Raw genomic sequence first — 21,879 nt, 5'->3', positions numbered from 1 at the left:
ACTGTGGCGGCCCACGCAGGTGCCCCGGCAGAGCGGCGGCGTCCGATGCCGGACAGCCGGTCACCGGGCCGCTCGCGCCGGTCAGACGAGGCGCGCGAGTGCGGTGCTGTAGATCTCGACGGCCTCCTCGATCCGGTGGACCAGGCAGTACTCGTCGGTGACGTGCGCCTGCTCGGGCTCACCCGGGCCGCAGACGACCGTAGGCGCCCCGCCGCAGGCGACGGCGAGGACCGAGGCGTCGGTGAAATAGCTGGCGGCAGGGTGGTCGCCGGGCGCGCCCGCCCCCGCCTCGACCAGGGTCCGTACGACGGGGTCGTCCGGCTCCGTCCAGATCGCGGGCAGGTCCACGAGCACGTCGAGGGTCGCCTCGTCGCCGAGCGCGGCCTGCAGCCGCTCGCGGAGCCGTCCGTGGTCCTGGCCGGCGACGGTGCGCAGGTCGATGGTCGCGGCGGCCAGATCGGGCACCGAGTTCACGTTGATCCCGCCGCGCACCGTTCCCACGTTCACCGTGGAGGGGCCGAGCCAGGGGTGGTCCGGCACCCCGGGGTCGAACGTCTCGACGGCGCCGATGACGCGGGCGAGCTTGTAGATCGCGTTGTCGCCCAGGTGCGGCATCGAGCCGTGCGCCGTCGTGCCCCGCGTCGTGGCCTCCAGCCACAGGGCGCCCTTGTGCCCGAGCAGCACCCGGTTGGCGGTCGGCTCGGCCACCAGCAGCGCGCGCGACCTGCTCACCAGGCCGGCGGCCACCATGTCCGCCGCGCCCTCGCAGCCGGTCTCCTCGCCCACGGTGAAGACCAACTCCAGCGCGGTCTTCGGCCCGGTGCGGCGCACGTGCCGCTCGGCGGCGACCACCAGTGCGGCGACGCCGGCCTTCATGTCGCTCGAACCGCGCCCGTACAGGCGGTCGCCGTCGATCTCCGCGCCGTGCGGCGCATGCCGCCACGCCTGCCCGCCCAGCGGCACCGTGTCGAGGTGCCCGGTCAGCGTCACCGGTTCGCCCGTCCCCCAGCGGGCGACCAGCCCGGTGCGGCCCGGCGCGTGCTCGTGCGTGCGCACCGCGAAACCGGCGTCCGACAGCCGTCTCGCGAGGGGTTCGGCGACCGCGGCCTCGCCTCCGCCCACCGAGTCGATCCTGATCAGCTCGCGTGTCAGCTCGACCGCATCGTCCACGCGGCCTCCTTCCCTCACTCAGTCCGCGACGCCGGCCGCCACCGGCCGGCTGGTCTGCCGTACGACGAGCCTGGGAGCGATGGCGATGCGCTGCGCGGGCCGGGGGTCGCCGGCCTTGACCTGGCCGAGCAGGCGCACGGCCTCGGCCGCCATCTCCTCCACCGGCTGGCGCACGGTGCTGAGGGGCGGATCGCACATGGTCGCGTGTCCCACGTCGTCGAACCCCACCACTGCCACGTCCCCGGGGACGCGCTTGCCGCCGAACCGCAGCGACCGCACGAGGCCCACGGCGATCTCGTCGTTCGCGCAGACGACGGCGTCCGGCAGCCGCCCGGCGTCGAGCAGCATGCGCCCGGCCTCGACGCCCCATTCGAGGGTGAACTCGCCCAGCAGTGGCGGCAGAACCTCGACGCCGGTCCGCGCGGCGGCGCGTTCGAAACCGCTGAGCCGCAACCGGGCGGAGGAGCTCACCAGCCGGCTCCCGGCGAAGACCACGGAACGGGCCCCGCCCGCGATCACGTGGTCGACCGCGAGGGCCAGCCCGGCCTCGTCGTCCACGCCCACCCAGTCGGCCCCGCCCCCCTCGATGTGGCGGTCGAGCTGCACCAGCGGCACCCGGCGGGCCGCGTCGAGCACCGCGGGGACGCTGGCCTCGATGTCGCACGGGCTGATGATCAGCCCGTCCACGCGCCGGGCCAGCAGGGTCTCCAGCCTGCGCGCCTCGATCTCGGGGCTGTACTGGGACGAGCACAGCAGCAGGTCGGTGCCGGAGTTCTGCAGCTCGCGCTCCACCGCCTCGACGATCGTCGTGAAGAACGGGTTGCCGATGCCCGGCACGACCATGCCGATGGTGCCGGTGGTCTGGTCACGCAGTGCCTTGGCGACCGCGTTCGGCTGGTAACCGAGCTCGCCGGCGGCGCGCGCCACCCGCTCGGCGATCTCGGGCGTGACCTTGCGCCGCCCCGAGAGGGCACGGGAGGCCGAGGCCACGGAGACACCGGCCGCTCGTGCCACGTCGTGAATCGTCACGCCCATCGTGTAATCGATTTCCCTTGATCTTTACCAATGATCGACCTTGCAGCGTCCTGCACTGCCGGGATCACAAGGAACGATAGAGGTTTAGTGAGGAAACTGCATCTTGACGCTGCTTTTTTGACCCCACTAGCATGCCCGAAACTCGGGTAATCGATTACCCAACCGGTGACTCATCTCTGCCCGCCCCCCCGAAAGGTTCCTCTCTCATGGCTCGATCCACGAGGCTCATCCGCCTGACAGCGGCGACGACGATCCTGGCCACCGGCCTCCTGGCGGCGGCGTGTGGCGGCTCGGACGACTCCGGCGCTTCCGGAGGCTCCGGCGGAGACCGGCCGCGGGTCGGACTGGTCCAGATCAACCAGCAGGCGATCTTCTTCAACGAGATGAACGCCGGCGCCCAGCAGGCGGCGAAGGAGGCCAACGTCGATCTCACGATCTTCAACGCCAACGACGACCCGGCCAAGCAGAACGAGGCCATCGACAACTTCGTCCAGCAGCAGTTCGACGCGGTCATCGTGGTCGCCATCGACGTCGAGGGCATCAAGCCCGCCGTGAAGATCGCCAAGGACGCCGGACTGAAGGTCGTCGCCGTCGACGCGATCGTCGACTCGCCCGCCGTCGACACCCAGGTGGGCGTGGACAACGCGGCGGCGGCCCGGCAGGCGGGCGAGTTCGTCAACAAGTGGGCCCAGGCGCAGGGACTGAGCGCGCCGAAGATCGGCGTGGTGGGTGCGCTGAACTCCTTCATCCAGAACATCCGCAAGGACGACTTCAACAAGACCGTCGAGGGCGCCGGCGCGAAGATCGTGCAGACCGTCGACGGGCAGAACAAGCAGGAGACGGCGATGACGGCCGCGGAGAACCTGCTCACCTCCCGCTCCGACATGAACATCGTCTACGCCACCGGCGAGCCGGCCCTGCTCGGCACGGTCGCCGCGGTGAAGTCGCAGAACGCGGCCGACCGGATCAAGGTCTTCGGCTGGGACCTGACCAAGGAGGCCATCGACGGCATCGACGAGGGGTTCGTCGCCGGGGTGGTCCAGCAGGACCCGAAGACCGAGGGCTACGAGGCGGTCAAGGAGGCCAAGGCCCTGATCGGCGGCGCCCAGGCGAAGAAGAACATCGACGTGCCCGTGACGATCGTGACCAAGGACAACGTCGACCCGTACCGCGCCACCTTCAAGTGAGCGGTGAAGGGACTCGCATGACGGACCAAGAGGCGGGGCGCGTCGACCGGGTGGTCATGCGCGACATCCGCAAGCGCTACGGAATGGTCGACGCGCTGCGTGGGGTGACGCTGCGCGTCGGCCCGGGAGAGGTGGTGGGGCTCGTCGGCGACAACGCCGCCGGCAAGTCCACCCTCATGAAGGTGCTGGCCGGCGCCGTCGTGCCGGACTCCGGCGAGATCGTCTTCGACGGCCGGCCGGTCTCCTTCGCCAGCCCCAAGGACGCCCGCGAACTCGGCATCGAGATGGTCTACCAGGACCTCGCGCTCTGCGACGACATCGACGTGGCCGGGAACCTGTTCCTCGGCAGGGAGCCGCGCAGGGCCGGCGGGATGATGCTCGACGTGCGCAAGATGCACGCGGACGCCCGTCGCCACCTCGACGCCCTGAACATCCGGATCCCGCTGACGGACATCCCCGTCGGAGGGCTGTCCGGCGGCCAGCGGCAGGCGGTGGCCATCGCCCGGGCGGTGACGTTCGGCCCGAAACTGCTCATCCTCGACGAGCCGACGGCGGCGCTCGCCGTCGCCGAGGTCGAGACCGTCCTCGAACTGATCAAGACGGTCTCGGCCCAGGACGTCTCGGTGATCCTCATCACGCACCGCCTGCAGGACCTCTTCCGGGTCTGCGACCGGCTGTGCGTCATGTACGAGGGCACGCTCAGGGCCGACCTGGACGCCCGGAGCACCAGCCTCGAACGGCTCGTGTCGGAGATCGTCGCCCACGACGAGGAGGACAAGGAGGGGAGGCGACGGTGACCGCCGCCAAGACCGCCACCGGACCCGGGACCAGCCAGAGGGTCGTCACCACCAGGTCGGCCAGGGCCAGCGCCCACATCGGCCGGCACGCGCAGACGATCGCCATCGCGGCCGTTCTGGTGGCCCTGCTGATCTTCTTCGCGTTCTCCGCCGACCGGTTCGCCACGACCGGCAACATCCTCAACCTGTTGCGGCAGATCGCCCCCACGCTGGTCGTGGCGACCGCGATGACCTTCGTGATCAGCACGTCCGGCATCGACCTGTCGGTCGGGTCCACCGTCGCGCTGTCCGGGTCGCTGCTCGCGATCGTGCTGCAGCACGGGTGGAACCCCACCCTCGCCCTGGTCGCGATCCTCGCGCTCGGCGCGCTGATCGGGTTCGTGAACGGGTGGTTCTCCTCCTATCAGAACATCCCACCGTTCATCGTCACGCTCGCCATGCTGTCGATCATGCGGGGTACGGCGCTGCGCGCCACCGAGGGCTACTCGACCCCCATCGACGGGGACCTCTGGATCGTCCAGATCGGCCAGGGTCGCATCGCCGGGGTGCCGGTCCCGGCCATCCTCGCCGTGGTCGTCGCGCTCGCCGGCTGGCTCGTCCTCACCCGGACGCCGTTCGGCCGCTATGTCATCGGCCTCGGCTCCAACGGCGAGTCGCTGCGCCGCGCCGGTGTGAACACGCGGAAGGTCGGGCTGACCGTCTATGTGCTCACCGGCCTGGCGGCGGCGGTCGCAGGCGTGCTGATCGCCACCCGCCTCAGCTCCGGCTCGTCCAACGCCGGATCCGGCTTCGAGCTGGAGGTAATCACGGCCGTCGTGCTCGGCGGCACCAGCCTCTTCGGCGGCCGGGCGAGCATGCTCGGCACGATCCTCGGCGCGCTCACGCTCGGCGTGATCGCCAACGGCCTGGTGCTGCTGCACGTGTCGCCGTTCTATGTGCAGATCGTCCAGGGCGGCATCCTGCTGCTGGCCATCTTCGCCAACAGCAAGGTGTGGGCGAAGTTCGGGGCGATCCGGAAATGACGTCCCCGGCTCCCCGGCCTCCGGCCGCGACGACTGTGACGACCGTGCTCGGCCCGGTTTCCCCTGACGACCTCGGGATCACGCTCTGCCACGAGCACCTGCGCAACGACGGCGCCCGCGCCTGGCATCCCGCGCCCGAGGGCGACGCCGAGGGGGAGCTGATCGCCCGCGACCCCGTACGGATCGAGTTCCTCGGCAGGCTCCGCAACGACCCGTACCTCTCTCGCGACAACGTGTCGCTGGACGACACGGGGACCGCCATCGAGGAGGTGCGCAGGTTCGCCGGGCGCGGCGGGCGCACGGTGCTCGAAGTGACTCCCGAGGGGATCGGACGGGCGCCCGCCGAGCTGGTCGCGATCGCCCGTGCCACCGGGCTGAACATCGTCATGGGCTGCGGTTTCTACCTCGAGAGGACCCACCCCGCCCGAGTGCGCTCGATGACCGCCGCGGACATCGCCGACGAGATCGAGCGTGACCTGACCGAAGGCGTCGACGGCGTCCGGGCCGGTGTGATCGGCGAGATCGGCGTCTCGCCGGACTTCACCGCCGAGGAGGAGAAAGTGCTGCGCGGCGCGGCCCGGGCGCAGGCCCGCACCGGCGTGCCGCTCTCGGTCCATCTTCCCGGCTGGGTGCGGCACGGCCACCGCGTGCTCGACGTCGTCGCCGAGGAGGGCGGCCTGCTCGCCGGCACGCTGCTCTCGCACCTGAACCCCAGCGGCGCGGACCGCGACTACCAGGTGTCCCTCGCCCTGCGCGGCGCCTACCTCGGCTACGACATGTGCGGCATGGACTATCTCTATCCGGGCGAGGGGCAGTCTCCATGCGACGAGGAGAACGCCGCCGCCGTGGCCTGGCTGGTCCGCGCCGGGCTCGGGCACAAGGTCCTGCTCTCCCAGGACGTGTTCCTGAAGACCATGCTCGTGCGCTACGGCGGCACCGGCTACGCCCACATCCTCACCCACTTCGTGCCGCGCCTGCACCGGCACGGACTGACCGCCGGTGACACCACCCGGCTGCTCGCGGACAACCCGCGCGAGCTCTTCCTCGCCGCCGCGCGCGGCCACTGATCACACACGAACAGAAGGAGACGATTTCCATGACCCGCGTGCTGGTCGCCGGCGAATCGTGGGTGAGCGTGTCGACCCACTACAAGGGCTTCGACTCGTTCACCTCGACGACCTACCACACCGGAATCGATCCGCTGCGGGACGTCCTGGTCGCCGACGGCATCGAGGTCGACCACCTGCCCGCGCACGACGTGCCCGCGCTGTTCCCCGGCACGCCCGAGGCGCTGGCCGCCTACGACGTGATCGTGCTCTCCGACATCGGGGCCAACAGCATCCTGCTGCATCCCGCCACCTGGCTGGCCAGCGAGAAGACCGTCAACCGGCTCGACCTGCTGGCCGGCTGGGTGGAGCAGGGCGGCGGCCTCGCCATGGCGGGCGGCTACCTGAGCTTCCAGGGCTTCGAGGCCAAGGCCGCGTTCGCCGGCACGGCGGTCGAACGGGTGCTCCCCGCCCGGATCTCCCGCTACGACGACCGCGTCGAGGCTCCGCAGGGCGTGCCCGGCCTGCTCGCCGACGAGACGCACCCCATCGTCGCCGGGCTCCCCGCCGAGTGGCCAGACCTGCTCGGTTACAACCGCTTCACGCTGCCCGACGACGCGACGCTGCTCGCGACCGTCGCCGGCGACCCCCTGCTCGCCGTACGGCAGGCCGGGGCGGGCCGGACGCTCGCCTGGGCCTCCGACATCGCGCCGCACTGGTGCCCTGACGAGTTCGTCTCCTGGGACGGCTACCGCACGCTGTTCACCCGGGCGGTCCGCTGGCTCGCGAAGGAGATCTGACATGCCGATCCCGGTGATCCTCGACTGCGACCCCGGGCACGACGACGCCATGGCCATCCTGCTCGCGGTGGCCGACCCGGCGATCGACCTGCGCGCGGTCGCGACGGTCGCGGGCAACCAGACCGTGGAGAAGACCGCGCTCAACGCGCGGCGGATGCTGAGCCTGGCGGGCGTCACCGATGTGCCGGTCGCCGCCGGCTGCGACCGCCCGCTCGCGGCGCCGCTGGAGATCGGCGACTACGTGCACGGGGAGAGCGGCCTGGACGGCCCGGCGTTCGGGGAGCCGAGCGTCCCGCTCGACCCCCGCCACGGTGTGGACCTCATCCACGACACGCTGGCGGCCGCCGGCGAGCCGGTGACCGTGGTGGCCATCGGCCCGCTGACGAACATCGCCACCCTGCTGCGCCGCCACCCCGAAGACCGCGAGCGGATCAGGGAAATCGTGATCATGGGGGGCTCCACGGATCGCGGCAACCACACGCCGTACGCGGAGTTCAACGTCTACGCCGATCCGGAGGCGGCGGCGGAGGTTCTGGACAGCGGCGTGCCGACGACGTGGGTCGGGCTCAACGTCAGCCACCAGGCGCTGGTCACCGCCGACGTGCTCGGCAGGATCGAGGCGCTCGGCACCCCGCTCGCCCGCGTCTGCGTGGAGCTGCTCACGTTCTTCGGCTCCACCTATCACGAGACCTGGGGATTCCCCGCGCCGCCGCTGCACGACCCGATCACCGTGGCGTACCTGATCGATCCCGAGGTCATGACGTACGAACGGGTGGGTCTGCGGATCGAGCTGGACGGCCGGCACACCCGGGGCGCGACCGTGGCCGACCTGCACCGCCGCATGGACTGGGAGCCCAACGCGAACGTCGGGATCGGCCTCGACCGCGACCGGTTCTGGAACCTCATGATCGGCGCCATCGAGGAGCTCGGCCGGGCCTCCTGAGCGTCGCCGCCCACGGCGTACGGCAGGCCGGCCACGCGCGGGCGCGACCGGACGAGATGGCAGCACACCGCGCCCCGCGCCCGCACTCCGCGCCCGCACTCCGCGCGCCGCGCGCCGCGCGCCATGCACCTGACAGCTTGAGACAGGAGGAACGCCATGCGACCGAAGGGTGTCGTCGTCGTCGGGAGCATCTCCGCGGACGTCACCGCCTTCGCCCGCCGCCTCCCGCGCCGGGGGGAGACCGTTCTCGGCGACGACGTCACCGTGAACCTCGGAGGGAAGGGCGCCAACCAGGCGGTCGCCGCCGCCCGTGCGGGAGCGCCCACCTGGCTCGTCGGCTGCGTCGGCACGGACCCGTTCGGCGACATCGTGTCGTCGGCGCTGCGCGCCCACGGGGTGACGCTGACGGAGGTCCGCTCCGTAGGCAGCCGTACGGGCATCGCGCACATCAGGGTCGACGCGTCGGGCGAGAACGACATCGTCATGACTCCGCTCGCCAACGCCGATCTCACCGCGGAGATGGTGGACGAGAGCATCCGGGCCGTACGCGGCAGAGCGAGCGTGCTTCTCCTCCAGCTAGAGATCCCCGTGGAGGTCGCCTGCCACGCGGCCGAGGCGGGGGCGCGGGCCGGGCTGACCGTGGTGCTCGATCCCGCGCCCGCCCAGCCGCTGCCCGACCGGGTGTGGCCGCACGTCGCCGTCGTGACCCCCAACGAGAGCGAGGCCGCCGCGCTGACCGGGGTGGAGGTCGTCGACGTCGAGTCCGCCGAGCGGGCCGCGGCCTGGTTCCTCGACCGCGGAGTGCGGCACGCGCTCATCACGCTCGGATCGGCCGGCGCGCTGTCGGTCACCCCCGAGCGCGCCCGGCACTTCCCGGCCTACCCCGTGACGCCCGTGGACACCACCGCCGCGGGTGACGCCTTCACCGGCTCCTTCGGCGCGGCCCTCGCGGCGGGCCTTGATGTCTCCACGGCGATCCGCCGGGGGATGGCCGCCGGAGCCCTGGCGACCACACTGCCCGGCGCCGGCGCCTCCCTGCCCGACCGGAAGGCGGTGGACGAACTGCTCGATGCCATGGGCGAGGAAACCGCTCACTGAGCGCCCCGGTCGCGAAGACGGCGGTGCGCGGCGCGTCGTGGCCTTCACCGGGTCCATCGGATGCCGAACCGAGATGGAACGGTGCAAGCGACGTGAGGGGCGGTCCATATGATCAAGTTCGATCGTGTCCCCCCACCCCAGGAGCGTCCTGTGCGTACCCGATCTCTGCTCGCGGCCGCAGCGGTGGCCGTCAGCGTGGCCGCCGTCTCCCAGCCCGCCCACGCGGCGGGTCCCGCCGTACGGATCACGAAGATCTACTACGACTCGCCCGGCTCGCCGGACAACGGGTCGAACAAAAGCCTCAACGGCGAGTACATACAGATCAAGAACACGACGAAGAAGGCCGTCAGCCTCAAGGGCTGGACCGTCCGCGACGACACGAAGCGCTCGGACCACGTCTACACGTTCGGCCGGTTCACTCTCGGAGCCGGGAAGACGGTCACCCTGCGGACCGGCCGGGGGAAGAACACCTCCACCACCCTCTACTGGGGCAGGAGCGGGGGGACGCTCGCGTACATCTGGAACCAGACCAAGGACAAGGCGTTCCTGCGGAACGCCTCCGGCAAGCTGGTCGACTCCTGCGCGTACAACTCCTCGCGGCAGGACTACAAGATCTGCTGACCACGGCCCGGTCGTGACCCGGCCCCCGGCGGAGTGCCGCCGGGGGCGCTTTGTCCGTTCTTGCGCCATGTGAAACATTCAGCGGTCACGGCGGAATTTCGACCGGGGTCGTCGTCCTCTCTCTCCTGGTCGTGACGGAACGGCGTTCCCAAGGTCCCCGGAAGGGCCGGGTTTAACGCCCGACCGGATCGAGCCCTCGCGATCGCCGCTCTGGATAGGTCCGTGCAAGTCGAAATAGCCTCCGGGCACTCGGCACTCCTGCAACGGATGAGGTGTGAATTGACCGCACGCTCAAGAGGACGCCGCCTCGCGGCGACGTTCGCCATGGCCGGCGGGGCGCTCGCCACCGCGCTCCTGCCGCTCGGCCCCGCGCACGCGGCGTACAGCGCCGACCAGCCTGTCTATCTGCAGTTGGTGAGCAACGACGGCAACGCGACGCAGCTGGCCCTTCTCCAGGGCACGGTGGCGTTCGACGACGGGAACACGAAGTACCGCTACTCGCTGACCCTGTGCTGGCAGCACGCCTATCCCGCGCCCTCGTTCCAGGTCGTCGTCAACGGCACGAGCACGTCCTGGCCGTCCCAGACCGGCTCGACGAGCCTGCCGGGGTGCCAGCAGACGGCCGTCTACAACAGCGAGGTGAACTTCGGCGGCACCGTCCGCAACGTCCGCTTCGACGTGACCGGCGGGTGGTTCGGCAGCAACGGCCAGTACCAGACGCGTACGAAGAGCACCTACACCTACGACAACCCCTACAACTGAGCCGTTTCCGCGACGGATCGGCATGCGCCGGCGGCGGCGCGGACGGCTGAACGGCGAGGTCCCCGGCGTACGGTTCCACCATGAACCCTCGACGCCGGGACCTCGTCGCGATCACAGCCCGCGCCGGCGGCGGTCTCGGTGAACGCGGGCACTGCCACCACGGTTCCGGTCGCCGCTGTGGCGGTCAGGACACCTGTGGCGATCGCTTTGTACAGTCTCATCAAGCGGGTCTCCTGGACATGAGATCGGGGGTCCCGTGAAGGCGGGCCGGGTGGAGCCGACACTCGGCCCGCCGCCATGTGGAACGCCTGATGGAAGGCGTACCGATGCTTCCGGGTCCTCGCACGGTCGGAAAGGCGCACCGAGGGGCGTCCGTATGGTCCGGGCGAAGAGCCTTGGGCGGCTGGAGAAGGGCACTGCCGACGTCCCGCATGGTCCAGGCGAAGGGGCCGGGACGGCGGAGCGAGCGCTCGGCCGGGGGCGATAACCTCGCGGGGTGAGCCGCACCTCTCGTTCCCGCCGGCCGCGCGCCGGTGAGCCCTGTCCCTGTGGCCTGCCGGCCGTCTACGGCGACTGCTGCGGCCGGTTCCACGCGGGACAGTCCGCGCCGACGGCCGAGGCGCTGATGCGGTCGCGCTTCTCCGCGTTCGCGGTCGAGGACGAGGCATACCTGCTGCGCACCTGGCATCCCTCCACCCGTCCGGGGCGGGTCGATTTCGACTCGGGCATGCGGTGGACCGGGCTGGAGATCGAGGCGGCCACAGGCGGGAGCCCCATCCACACCGACGGCACCGTCACCTTCCGCGCCCGGTACGACTACCGGGGACAGCCCGGCGAGATGCGGGAGCAGAGCCGTTTCGTCCGCCACGAAGGCGCCTGGGTCTATCTCGACGCCGTCGGTGAATGAGCCGCGCGAAGGCCATGCCGAGCCCCGGAAATGCCGCTTTCCGGATTTATGCGAATAGCGGCATTTGAGGGCATAGGTGCCTGATGCCGGGCCGAAAGGCATAGCGACAAAAAATGCGTCATCATCGATGCCGCGCTTGGCATGGGCGGGGCCGGGGCCATGATGCGGGGTATGAGGTCAACGTTGCTTATGTCCGCGACGAAAGCCCATTGCCGAATGGCCTGGTAGGTAGGTGCGTTCCACGATGTCTCGCCGCTGCATGTCCCGCTCACGGCCGCTCCGGGTCCTGACGGCCCGTCGGCTGACGCTGGCCGTTCTGGTGGCCGCGATCGCGTGGAGCGCCGCTGCCCAGGAGGCGAGCGCGTTCGCGCAGGCCCGGACCCGTGCGCCGATGAGGGCGTACGGGCACGGGGGCGGCGGGGGCCAGGTGGCGTCGGGCGGTACGGCCACGGCGCGGCAGTTCAAGTCGGGCAACGGCAGGTTCAACCAGAATCTCAACGGCGTGTTCGCCCCGACCTTCATGATCGGCCAGCAGCAGACCGGCATCACGAACGGCGGGCGCATCAGCACCCAGGGCGCCTTCTGCGGCCCCGGCCCGAGGAAGTGCAACATCCGGCAGAACATGCCCATCACTTCCAATGGATGGTGATCGCCTTTGAATACGCGTGGGCCGTGGATTCCACGAATGCGGGGGCGCGCTGACTGATATGGCAATGATGCCGTAAGACGCCGCGCGGATCGGGCGCGGGAATCCGTCGCGTCACTAGCCTGAGATCTCCTGGGCGAAAAGGGCCGCCCGGAGCGTTGTGGCGGTGACTGGCGGGAGCGCGCGATGAAGTGTCAGCGGTACGGCGGGACGGCCATGAGGAAGATCGCTCTCGGTCTCCTCGCCTGCGCGTCGGTCGTTGCGGCGCTGGCCCCCGCGGGCCCTGCCGCCGAGGCCACGCGCACCCCCGGGCGGGAGACGCCGCGCCACCAGGAGGCCGGGCCGCAGGAGCCCCGTCCACGCGAGTCCCGTCCACGAGAGCCCCGGCCGCAGGCATCCGGGCAACGGTCCACGCGGGCCGTCAGGGACGCAATCGAGGCCGGGCTCACCGCGTCGAGCACCACGACCAACCGCGGCACGCAGCAGATCATGATCAACGTCGCGACCGGCGGGACCGGCATCCAGAACGCGATGTGCCGGGGCAACCGGGCGTGCGACATCGCGCAGGCGCTCGGCATGCCCTCGGCGGCGCCCTCACCCACGCCGACCCCGGCCGCGGCCCTGCGAGCCGGGTCCAGGGCGAAAGCGCGCGGCCACGGCGGATCACGGCGAGCGGGGGGCCGGTGAACGCGGGCCTCCGCCGCGGGCGCCTCCGTTGGTAATCTCAAGACGGGAAAGGGGTTCGGCCCTGTCCCTCCCGTCCACGGCCCGCCAACGAGGAACCTCCGAGTCGTCAGGATCTGCGCACCATGTCGAAAGCCGGTCGGTCCCAAGAGGAGATGCGCCGGCGCAACCTCGGCGATCTGCTGCGGCACGTGCACCTGGCCGGGGCGCTCTCCCGCTCCGAGCTGGCCGACCGGATGGGCCTGAACCGCAGCACGATCATGGCGCTGACCGCCGAGCTGTCCGCGGCGGGCCTGGTCAGCGAGGAGCTGCCCGCAGACACCGGCAGGGCGGGCCGCCCGTCGCTGGTGGTCCGCCCGGAGCGTGACCGGGCACACGTGCTGGCCTTCGACGTACGGGTCGACCGCCTGGTCGCGGCCCGCGTGGGACTGGGCGGGGAGATCCTCGACCGCCGGGAGGCCGCCCGGCAGCGTACGGGCGCAGACCTGGAAGACGTCGTCGGCGTGCTCGCGGGCTTCGGCCGCGAGCTGCGGCGCGGCGCCCGCGCGGGCTCGGTGTGCGTCGGGGTCGGCGCGGCCTACTGCGGCATGATCCGGCCCGACGACGGCACGGTGCGATACGGACCCTACGTCGGGTGGGTGGACCAGGCGTTCGGCGTCGAGCTCGGCTCCCGGCTGGGGCTCCCGGTGCTCGTCGGCAACGAGGCCCACCTGGGCGCGCTGGCCGAGCGCGACCGCGGAGTCGGCCGCGGCTTCGACAACCTGGTCTACCTGCACGGCGACGTGGGCGTGGGCGGCGGGATCATCGTCGGCGGCAAGCTGCTCGGCGGCGACGGCGGCTACGGGTGCGAGCTCGGGCACATGGTGGTGAACCCGTACGACGGGCGGCCCTGCATGTGCGGCTCGCGCGGCTGCCTGGAGGCGGAGGTCGGCGAGCACGCCCTGATCGAGGCCGCGGGCCGTTCGGGCGAGCTGAGCGGCCGCGAGGGCGTGCGCGCCGTGGTGGAGGCCGCTGGAGAGGGAGACGCGGCGGCCGGGGAGGCGCTGCACCGGATCGGCGACTGGCTGGGCATCGGCGTCGCCAACCTGATCAACCTCTTCAACCCCGGGATTGTGATCTTCGGAGGGATGCTGCGGGACGTCTACCCGGGCTCGGCGGCGCAGGTCGCGCGCAGGGTGGAGACGAACGCCATGGTGATCTCCCGCGAGCAGGTGCGGCTGCGGGTCTCGGCGCTCGGCGACGACGTCACGCTGGTCGGCGCCGCCGAGCTGGCCTTCTCCAGGCTCCTGGCCAACCCCCTCGACGTGCTCGCGGAGATGCGGCGTCGTACGGCGAGCCACCGCGCGGCCCCCCGGAGGCGAGTGGCCACCCTCTGAGCGCACCACTGCGCGCAGCTCCGGAGCAGGTGGTGGCGCTACAGGAGCGCGGCACCGCAGGGGGTCGTTCCGCTCGAAGACATGCGGACCTGCCGGTCAGGGGCCGGGCACGAGGCCGACTCCGCCGATGATGTCGCCTCCCGGCCTGCCGTTCCACGCGGGCTCCACGGTCTCGGGCCGCCACAGGTGCAGCGGCACGACGCCGGGCTCCAGCACGTCGAGGCCGTCGAAGAAACCGCGGACCTGGTCGGCGGTGCGCGGCACGATGCCGCCCGCGGTGGTCGCGGTGTAGACGTCGCGGCCCCGCCTGACCGCGTCCTCGTCCAGGTCGCCCTGGGTGATGTGGGAGACCACCACGTAGCCGCCCGGGACGAGCGGCTCGCGGAACGCGCCGACGACGCGCGCCGCCTCCGCGTCGTCGGTCACGAAGTGGAGGACGGCCAGCATGATCAGGGCGATCGGCTTGGTGAAGTCGAGGTGGGCCCGGACGCCGGGGTGGCCGAGGACCGACTCCGGTTTGCGCAGGTCGCCGTCGATCACGATCGATCGGGGGTTGTCGGCGAGCAGGGCGCGTGCGTGGGCGAGCACGATCGGGTCGTTGTCGACGTAGACGACCCGGGACTCCGGCGCCTCGGCCTGCGCCACCTGGTGGACGTTCTCCTGCGTCGGCAGCCCGGTGCCGATGTCGAGGAACTGCCGGATGCCCGCGCGCGCCAGGTGCCGTACGGCCCGCATGAGGAAGGCGCGGTTGGTCCGGGCGACGTCGCGGGCGTTGGGCAGGATGGAGATGATCTTCTCGGCCGCCTCGCGGTCGGACGCGAAGTTGTCCTTGCCGCCCAGGTAGTAGTCGTACATCCGGGCCACACTCGGCGTGCCGGGGTCCACCACCCACGCGGGCGCCTGCTCCTCGTGCACGCTCTGTCCTCCACTTGCGGGTCGGTACGCGGCATGGGACGACGTCCATCCTAGAGACGCGAGCGCCGTTTTTGACCATCTGATCCGACAAGCGGCAATGCCGGATGTGCTTATGCAAATGCCCTTCGCTCGGGTAGGGATTGACGAGAGGGGAGGTGACGGCATGGAGCCGCGCGGCGCCCTGGGACTGCGCATGGTGCTGGCCACCTTCGGGCTGGTCGTGTGCGTCTTCATCGCGATCACGGCGTACGCGGCGGGGCTGTTCGTGGCGGCGACCGTCGCGACCGTGCTCGCGATCGTCGCCGCGGCCGACTTCGTCACGATGGTCCGCCGCCGGGCCGGGCGCTGAGGACGCAGATGTGCCGGAGCGCGCCGCGCGGGCGGCGCCCGTGTGGCGCCGCCGGGCCGGGCGCTGAGGACAGGCCCGGGGACAGGCCCGGGGACAGAGCCGGGGACAGCCCCGAGGCGCGGCTACGGCACGCCGGGCGCGCCCCCTTGCCGGCCCCCGGGGCTCAGCCCGCGGCGAGGGCGCCCATGATGCGATCTTCGCTGACCTCGGGCCCGGCCGGCTCGCCCACGACCGCGCCGTCGCGCAGGACCACCACGCTGTCGCAGTTCTCCACCAGCTCCGACACGTCGGAGGAGATCAGCAGGATCGCCGGCCCGTCCACCGCCAGGTCGTCGAGGAGCGAGCGCATGGCCACCTTGGTCGTGATGTCGACACCCCGGCTGGGCTCGTCGAGCAGCAGCACCTTCGGATGCATCGCCAGCCAGCGGGCCGGCAGCACCTTCTGCTGGTTGCCGCCGGACAGCTCCCCGGCCGCCTGCCGGGGTGAGACGGCCTGGATGCCCAGCCGCCGCATGAACGTGTCGACGATCCGGTCGAGGTGCGCGTCGGAGACGATCCCCGCGCGCGACAGGCGGGGGAGCGCGGCCGGCGCGATGGTGTCGCGCACCGACAGGGTCGGCACGATGCCCTCGACCCGGCGGTTCTCCGGCACGAGCCCGACGCCGGCGCGGATCGCGTTCCTGATCGGCCACGTGCCCGCGGGCGCGCCTTGAAAGCTCTTGCACAGACCTGCGGCCTGCGGCACGGTTGCCTCCGCCGTGAATGGTGAGCCCGATAGAAGATAAATCCGTAACGAGGCCGTCACATTCGATCAGATCTGAGCAACGTGCAGGCGGACGCCCTTGCCGCCCAGCTCGTCGAGCACGTCGTGCGGGGCGGCGGCGTCGGTGACCAGATGGTCGATCTGCTCGGCCGAGACGGTCTGCACCATCGCGTCGACGCCGATCTTGGTGTGGTCTGCCAGCACGACCACCTCCTCGGCGGCGGCGGCCAGTGCCCGGTCGACGCAGGCGACCTGCATGTTCGGGGTGGACAGGCCGCGGTCGGCGGTGAGCCCGTTGCCGGAGACGAAGGCCCGGCGCACGCGCAGCCCGGCGAGGGACCGCTCGGCCGCGCTGCCGACGAGGGCGAGTATCGGCCCGCGCAGCGTGCCGCCGGTCAGCATCACCTCGATGCGCGGGGAGTCGGCGAGGGCCTGCGCGACCAGCAGCGAGTTGGTGACCACGGCCAGCTCGGTGTGCCTGCTCAGCCTGCGGGCGAACTCCTGGGTGGTGGTCCCGGGGCCGACGACGATCGCGTCACCATCCTCCACCAGCGACGCGGCCAGGTCGGCGATGGCCGACTTCTCCGCCGAGGAGAGCGTCACCTTCTGGACGTAGCCGGCCTCCCGGTTCTGGTCGCCGGGCAGGGTGGCGCCGCCGTGGTGCCGGTTGAGCAGGCCCTCCGACTCCAGCGCGCGCAGGTCGCGGCGTACGGTGACCTCCGACGACTGCACCGCCTGGGCGAGCTCGCGCAGCGAGACGGCCCCGTTGGCCCGCACCAACTCCAGGATGCGCCGGCGGCGCTCGGCCGCGAACACGGGCCGGCGCCCGTCGCTGTCCCTGTGGACCACGCCCTCACCCTCCGCTGTGATCGGTTCCGGTCATAGTCGACCAGCCACGGCGCGGCACCGCTGACCGGGGATGAACGATTCATCCGATCCCTTGACTGAGTGGGGCCGCCTGTGGTGCTTATTTGAGGACGATACTTGACTCCTGTCCGAATCTGATCGGTTCCGGTCGGAAGGCGCGTTTCCCGTGTGTGTGCCGTGTCCGCGGCTCCGATCTCGACTCTCCCCTCACGCCATGGCAGGTGGTCGCCGGCGCGCCGTGCGGAGCGCATGGTGTCGCCGCCGAAGGCGGCCCGGCTCTCCTCCGGCATGATCCTCGGCATCGGCCTGGAACTTGACGTCCTGTGCGGCTGGACGCGCGGCCGGAACGCCTAGGTGACTCCACCAGTATCGTGCCCCTATTTACCTAATAGCTTTAGGTAACCGGTTTCAGGCGTAGGGTATGCGTACGGCGATGACGGCGACGTCGTCTTTCTGGGCCACGGGCAGCCGGCTGAGCAGCATGTCGCAGAAGGCGTCCAGGGGCGCCTGGGCCAGGGAGGCGGCGGCGCGGCGCAGGCGTTCCAGCCCGACGTCGAGGTGCTCACCCGGCACTTCCACCAGGCCGTCGGTGTAGAGCAGCAGCGTGCTGCCCGGGGGCAGCGTCGCGACGCTGCTCGCGCGTGACATGTCGTAACCCACGCCCACCACGGGATCGACGGCGTCGTCCAGGTAACACGCCCCACCGTCGCGGGTGACGAGCAGGGGCGGCGGGTGACCGGCCACGGAGTAGTGGAGCACCTGCCCGCCGTCGTCGTGCTCCTCCAGACGGGCGAGGACGCAGGTGCCCATGGCCTCGGGGTAGAGGACCTCGGCGGCGACGTTCAATCGCCGCAGGGTGTGTCCGGGAGGCTCCCTCCGGTCGATCGCGAGGCCCCTGAGCGCGTTGCGGATCTGGCTCATGGTGACGGCTGCGCTCAGGTCGTGCCCGGCCATGTCGCCGATGGTCAGGACCAGGGAGCCGTCCGGCAGCAGGAAGGAGTCGTACCAGTCGCCGCCGATCTGCGCAGCGGTGGCGGACGCGGAGTAGCGTGCGGCGATCTCCAGGCCCGGCACCTGCGGTGGGTCCGGCAGCAGGTACCTCTGCAGGGCCAGCGCGACCCGCTGCGTGCGCTGGAATCGCATCGCGTTGCTGAGGTGAGGGTGCGCGTGGTCGAGCATCCGCCCGATGAGCTCGACGGCCATGGCGCCGAGCGGTTCGCGGTCCCCAACGACCACGGCGTGCACGACCGCCGCCACCGCGCCGTCCACAATCACCGGAACCATGACGCAACTGTTGACGCCGGCGACCGACTCGCCGTTGAGCACGACACCGGCCGGCGCGTGCCCCTGGGGAAAGTCCCGGTGCACCGGCCTGCGGGTTGTGATCGCCGCGACGAAGTCGGAGTCGGCGTCGAACACCTCCTGACCCGCCAGGGGAGTCGCGCCCGCCGGCACGATGCCGGCCACGGGCATGGTGACGAAAGGCAGCGAGATCGGCTGCTCCTCGAATTCCGGCAGCACGTAGATGGCGCATCCGTCGGCCAGAAGGGGCACGATCACCTCGGCCAGCGCGCGCAGCACCTCGTCCAGGTTCGCGAGGTTCGCGGTCGCGGCGGCGACCTGGTCGAGCAGCAGCCTGTGCTGTCGCTCCTGCCACTCCTGCTCGATGTCGGCGATGGTGCCGACCCACTCGACTATCTCGCCGTCCTCAATGATCGGTATGCCTTGCACGCGAACATGCCGGTAGTCGCCGCCCGGCGTCCGGACCCGGTAGACCTGGTGAAGAATGTCCTGCCGTTCCACCGCCTCGGCCCACTTCTCGAGGGCGGGCTCACGGTCGTCCGGGCACACCGCGTTCAGCCATCCGTTGCCGCGGTGCTCCTCCCATGGCTGTCCCGTCAGCCGCTGCCAGCCGGCGCTCGGTTCGCTCACTTTGCCGACGGGGTCGGTCACCCATACCGCCTGTGTCTGCAGTCGCACCAGGTTGCGATAGCGCTGCAGGAACCTCCGCTGATCCCCGGCGGCGGGACCGGGGAGCCGCCCGGCGAAGACGCGGTCGGTGACGTCCACGACCACGATCAGCAGACCTTCCTCTCCCTCCCGCATGATCTTCGACATGCCGACCGAGGCGAACCGCAGGCTTCCTCGCCCGCCGTCCTCGAAGGGAAGCGCCTCGACCGTCGCGGGCTCACCCGTTTCCAGCACCTGGTCGAACAGCTCGAAACGGTCGTCCACACAAACGTCGCTCAACACTTCCCTGATCGGCGTTCCTCGCTGGTGAACGCCGACCATCTCCTGATAGGCCCGGTTCACATAAAGGAGCCGGTGATCCGATCCGCCGGTCACCAGCACGCCCACAGGCAGGGCGTCAAAGCCGTCGAGGTCTACGTCCAAGATCATGATCTTCGAACTCCTCCGCGCCGCATTGCCTTTTACAACACAGCAGAACGTAGATCCTTGCTTATTCACTATTCATGAATTGTCTCTGCGGCGCTGTCCGTCGTCCCAGCTTGGCCACCTCTTTCAAGGAAGACGACGCCGTCGATCGTGCCGAGCCGGGTCGGGCCTAGAGGGTGCGGAGGGGCGCGTTGTGCTTCTCGAACACCTTGTAGAGGCCGAGAAGCTCGTGGCCGTACTTCTCGGCGGCGGCGTTGACGCCGTTGTATCGCGCCAGAATCCTGCGGGTGTTGTCATCGCCGGTGGCGAGGCCGGGGCGCGCGACGCCTATCTCGGCGGCTCCCCAGATGTGGACGTACGCCACGGTGGTGATGTTGTACGAAGGGTCCTGCAGCTTCTGCCAGACCGCCCAGAGGTCGGTCTCGTCGGCGGGGTCCAGGATGGCGCCGCTGATGATGCCCTTCTGGATCGCGTGATTGCGGGCTTTGATCGCCGTCGCGGCGAAGATCTGCGCCAGCCCGGTGCTGCAGTCGTTCGTGCCGATCGGGCCGCCGGTGTAGTGACTTCGCACGAGTTTGTCGGCCGCCAGGTCCGCGGGATTCCATTTGCGGATCTCCCACAGGATCGGGGCCTGGATCAGCGCCTTGCGCATCTTCAGACGGCGCGCCAGACCGCTGATCAGCTTGTCGTGGGTCAGCGTGATGTCGAACGCCTTGGTCGTGGTGTTGCAGCCCAGGGTGGCGTTGTCCTTGTCGAACAGATCGCTGCCACCTGCCTCCGGGACGCCGATGCTCGTCAGGTAGTTCCGTACGTCCTGGAGCAGTGCGCCCTTCTTGCTCATGTCGAAGTCGACGTCGAGGCCGGCCGCGACCGTGCCGGGGTCGAATCTGCTCTGACCCTCGTCGAGACCCGAGGCGATGTTGTTGTCAATCTCGATCTTCCCCGCACCCGAGCCGACGGTGATCGTGGCGATCTGGTCGAACGCCCAGTCGGCGGGCATGGGGTAGCCGAGGTTGCCGGAATATCCCGAGGACATGTCGGAGACGAAGCTCGCCGACGTCAGGCCCATGGCACTGACCCGGCTGCAGACGTTGCGGGGTCCGTAGATGCCGACCTTGTAGCCTCTGGCGTGCTCGTTCATCGTGTTCGCGATTCCGCGGAAGTGCGGAATGACATTCGACGTCACCTGATGGTCCAGCGCGTCGAAATCCACGGCGAAATAGATCCGCGTGCCGGATCTGAATCCGTGGCGGCGGGCCCACTCGATCGCGGCGAGTGCGTCGATGACGCCCTGGGCGTACCCGAAGTAATCGACGGATCTACCCGAGGTCTGGTAGATGGGGAAGACGCGCAGGCCCTTCTCGGCCAGCACCGCGAGCTCGCCCGGCTGGATCATCTTGTTCAACGTGGTGTCCGGCACGTTGCACAGGTAGCGGCCCGCGATGCGGTAGCCGGCGGCTTTGAGCGCGTCGGCGCGCGCCGGGGTGATCTCCGTCACGCAGTCGAAGGCGCTGCCTTTACGGGTCGCGTCTCCGGTGGAGACGAGCAGGGAGGCCCAGGTCTGGAAATCCCCCTTGCCGGTGACGGGTAACTTGACGAAAGTCTGAAATCGTCTGACCTGTGTGGACAGCTGGGAATCGAAGGTGCCGGTGAAGGTGACGCCGTCACGCCTGTTGAACACCATCGCAGCGGAGAACAGCCGCACCCAGGGGCCGGAGGAGCCAACGGAGAGGGTGTTGGCCTTGAGACCGGCCTGGGTGGCGGGCCCGAACACTCCGGTGGCCTCGGAATCGCTCATCCCCAGCTCGAACTGGACGGCCAGCATCAATGCCTTCTGGACGTCCCTGGAGAAATATCCGTCACAGGGGACGATGAAGAAGCCGGTGCGATTCACATAGCGAGCGTTCATCCACTGCTGGATCGAGCGGACAACGGGGTTTCCACCGCTGACGACGACGTAAGCGTCCATGTTCAGCAGCGCCTTGAACACCTTCGGCACCACATCGGCGCCCGGATATACGCCGCTCACGCCCGCGTCGGACTTGAGCTTTTGAACGGCGGCGGCGACATGATCATTGAAGATCCCGTCGATTCCTCCGCCGTCATAGCCCTTGCAGTACAACCCCGACTGGATGATCCGGACCAGGTTCGCCGGTGCCCCGGTGCCGGGACCGACGGACGGCCACGTGCTCTGGAGGGTGGACATGGTGGTCGGCCCGAAATTGTCGGACAGCGCGGTGCCGCCCAGCTCGTGTTGCAGGCATCGGGTCAGCGCGCGCATCGTCGACCAGCCGGTTATGCCGTCTTCCGCGACCTTGGTGATGCCGGGCACGTTGCCGTAGATCGAATTGATGAACCGTTGTGCTCGGAGCACCATCTCGTCCATCGCACTCTCCCGTACCGATTCTCGGCCTGATGCGGCACTTATCGAGGTGTGGTGCTACGAGCCCTGCGCCTGAGATGCGGAGGATTATCTGGATCGTCCCTATACGGT

21 protein-coding genes are annotated in these 21,879 nt (G+C 70.2%); 14 read left to right on the top strand and 7 right to left on the bottom strand.

Annotated elements, in window-relative coordinates; translation table 11 throughout:
• Positions 1-81 precede the first annotated feature (81 nt).
• Positions 82-1,170 (bottom strand): M20 family metallopeptidase, encoded by a 1,089-nt coding sequence (locus tag HCK04_RS32565; RefSeq protein WP_142651208.1) that lies wholly within the window; start codon positions 1,168-1,170, stop codon positions 82-84.
• A gap of 18 nt (positions 1,171-1,188) precedes the next feature.
• Entirely contained in the window at positions 1,189-2,205 is a 1,017-nt protein-coding gene (locus tag HCK04_RS32560; RefSeq protein ID WP_142651207.1) for a LacI family DNA-binding transcriptional regulator, read from the bottom strand.
• Positions 2,206-2,411: 206 nt separating this feature from the next.
• Between HCK04_RS32560 and HCK04_RS32555 the strand changes: the two genes are divergently transcribed.
• From HCK04_RS32555 to HCK04_RS32495, 13 genes are all read left to right on the top strand, one after another.
• Complete coding sequence (locus HCK04_RS32555) at positions 2,412-3,392, top strand: substrate-binding domain-containing protein (RefSeq protein WP_142651206.1); 981 nt, start codon at positions 2,412-2,414, stop codon at positions 3,390-3,392.
• A gap of 17 nt (positions 3,393-3,409) precedes the next feature.
• On the top strand, positions 3,410-4,189 hold the full coding sequence (locus HCK04_RS32550; protein WP_168066447.1) for an ATP-binding cassette domain-containing protein: 780 nt from the start codon (positions 3,410-3,412) through the stop codon (positions 4,187-4,189).
• Positions 4,186-5,211 carry an ABC transporter permease gene (locus tag HCK04_RS32545; RefSeq protein WP_142651205.1) on the top strand — a complete coding sequence of 342 codons (1,026 nt, stop codon included), beginning with the start codon at positions 4,186-4,188 and terminating at the stop codon, positions 5,209-5,211. Before HCK04_RS32550 ends, HCK04_RS32545 begins: the two co-directional genes overlap by 4 nt.
• 44 nt (positions 5,212-5,255) lie before the next feature.
• Complete coding sequence (locus HCK04_RS32540; protein WP_260617495.1) at positions 5,256-6,278, top strand: phosphotriesterase-related protein; 1,023 nt, start codon at positions 5,256-5,258, stop codon at positions 6,276-6,278.
• 29 nt (positions 6,279-6,307) lie between these two features.
• Positions 6,308-7,057 (top strand): glutamine amidotransferase, encoded by a 750-nt coding sequence (locus HCK04_RS32535; RefSeq protein ID WP_142651203.1) that lies wholly within the window; start codon positions 6,308-6,310, stop codon positions 7,055-7,057.
• Between the two features lies 1 nt (position 7,058).
• A complete protein-coding gene (locus HCK04_RS32530; RefSeq protein ID WP_142651202.1) occupies positions 7,059-8,000 on the top strand; it encodes a nucleoside hydrolase in 942 nt (313 codons plus the stop codon).
• A gap of 156 nt (positions 8,001-8,156) precedes the next feature.
• A complete protein-coding gene (locus HCK04_RS32525; RefSeq protein ID WP_142651201.1) occupies positions 8,157-9,098 on the top strand; it encodes a ribokinase in 942 nt (313 codons plus the stop codon).
• Between the two features lie 150 nt (positions 9,099-9,248).
• On the top strand, positions 9,249-9,719 hold the full coding sequence (locus HCK04_RS32520) for a lamin tail domain-containing protein (protein WP_222709676.1): 471 nt from the start codon (positions 9,249-9,251) through the stop codon (positions 9,717-9,719).
• Positions 9,720-9,998: 279 nt separating this feature from the next.
• Positions 9,999-10,481: a hypothetical protein gene (locus HCK04_RS32515; protein ID WP_142651199.1), complete on the top strand. Its 483-nt coding sequence runs from the start codon at positions 9,999-10,001 to the stop codon at positions 10,479-10,481.
• 496 nt (positions 10,482-10,977) lie between these two features.
• Positions 10,978-11,388: a YchJ family metal-binding protein gene (locus HCK04_RS32510; protein ID WP_142651198.1), complete on the top strand. Its 411-nt coding sequence runs from the start codon at positions 10,978-10,980 to the stop codon at positions 11,386-11,388.
• Positions 11,389-11,647: 259 nt separating this feature from the next.
• Entirely contained in the window at positions 11,648-12,037 is a 390-nt protein-coding gene (locus tag HCK04_RS32505) for a hypothetical protein (RefSeq protein ID WP_142651197.1), read from the top strand.
• Positions 12,038-12,250: 213 nt separating this feature from the next.
• Positions 12,251-12,721, top strand: a complete 471-nt coding sequence (locus HCK04_RS32500; protein WP_142651196.1) for a hypothetical protein — start codon at positions 12,251-12,253, stop codon at positions 12,719-12,721.
• A gap of 122 nt (positions 12,722-12,843) precedes the next feature.
• Complete coding sequence (locus tag HCK04_RS32495) at positions 12,844-14,094, top strand: ROK family transcriptional regulator (RefSeq protein WP_205830983.1); 1,251 nt, start codon at positions 12,844-12,846, stop codon at positions 14,092-14,094.
• Positions 14,095-14,190: 96 nt separating this feature from the next.
• Here the strand turns inward: HCK04_RS32495 and HCK04_RS32490 are convergent, their stop codons facing one another.
• Positions 14,191-15,009, bottom strand: a complete 819-nt coding sequence (locus tag HCK04_RS32490; RefSeq protein WP_260617494.1) for an SAM-dependent methyltransferase — start codon at positions 15,007-15,009, stop codon at positions 14,191-14,193.
• 163 nt (positions 15,010-15,172) lie between these two features.
• On the opposite strand from HCK04_RS32490, the gene HCK04_RS32485 reads away from it, so the two are divergent.
• A complete protein-coding gene (locus tag HCK04_RS32485; protein ID WP_142651194.1) occupies positions 15,173-15,358 on the top strand; it encodes a hypothetical protein in 186 nt (61 codons plus the stop codon).
• Between the two features lie 163 nt (positions 15,359-15,521).
• Here the strand turns inward: HCK04_RS32485 and HCK04_RS32480 are convergent, their stop codons facing one another.
• The 4 genes from HCK04_RS32480 to HCK04_RS32465 all read right to left on the bottom strand — a co-directional run bounded on the left by HCK04_RS32480 (position 15,522) and on the right by HCK04_RS32465 (position 21,771).
• On the bottom strand, positions 15,522-16,103 hold the full coding sequence (locus tag HCK04_RS32480) for an ATP-binding cassette domain-containing protein (RefSeq protein WP_260617493.1): 582 nt from the start codon (positions 16,101-16,103) through the stop codon (positions 15,522-15,524).
• Between the two features lie 66 nt (positions 16,104-16,169).
• Positions 16,170-16,970, bottom strand: coding sequence for a DeoR/GlpR family DNA-binding transcription regulator (locus HCK04_RS32475; RefSeq protein WP_221890004.1), 801 nt, complete (start codon positions 16,968-16,970; stop codon positions 16,170-16,172).
• 426 nt (positions 16,971-17,396) lie between these two features.
• A complete protein-coding gene (locus HCK04_RS32470) occupies positions 17,397-19,388 on the bottom strand; it encodes a SpoIIE family protein phosphatase (RefSeq protein ID WP_142651192.1) in 1,992 nt (663 codons plus the stop codon).
• Positions 19,389-19,554: 166 nt separating this feature from the next.
• On the bottom strand, positions 19,555-21,771 hold the full coding sequence (locus HCK04_RS32465) for a glycoside hydrolase domain-containing protein (protein WP_240972022.1): 2,217 nt from the start codon (positions 21,769-21,771) through the stop codon (positions 19,555-19,557).
• Positions 21,772-21,879 lie beyond the last annotated feature (108 nt).

Source organism: Microbispora sp. CL1-1 (assembly GCF_012034195.1).
Lineage (GTDB): Bacteria > Actinomycetota > Actinomycetes > Streptosporangiales > Streptosporangiaceae > Microbispora.
The sequence above is the reverse complement of the archived record's forward strand: the minus strand, read 5'-3'. Positions and strand labels throughout refer to the sequence as shown.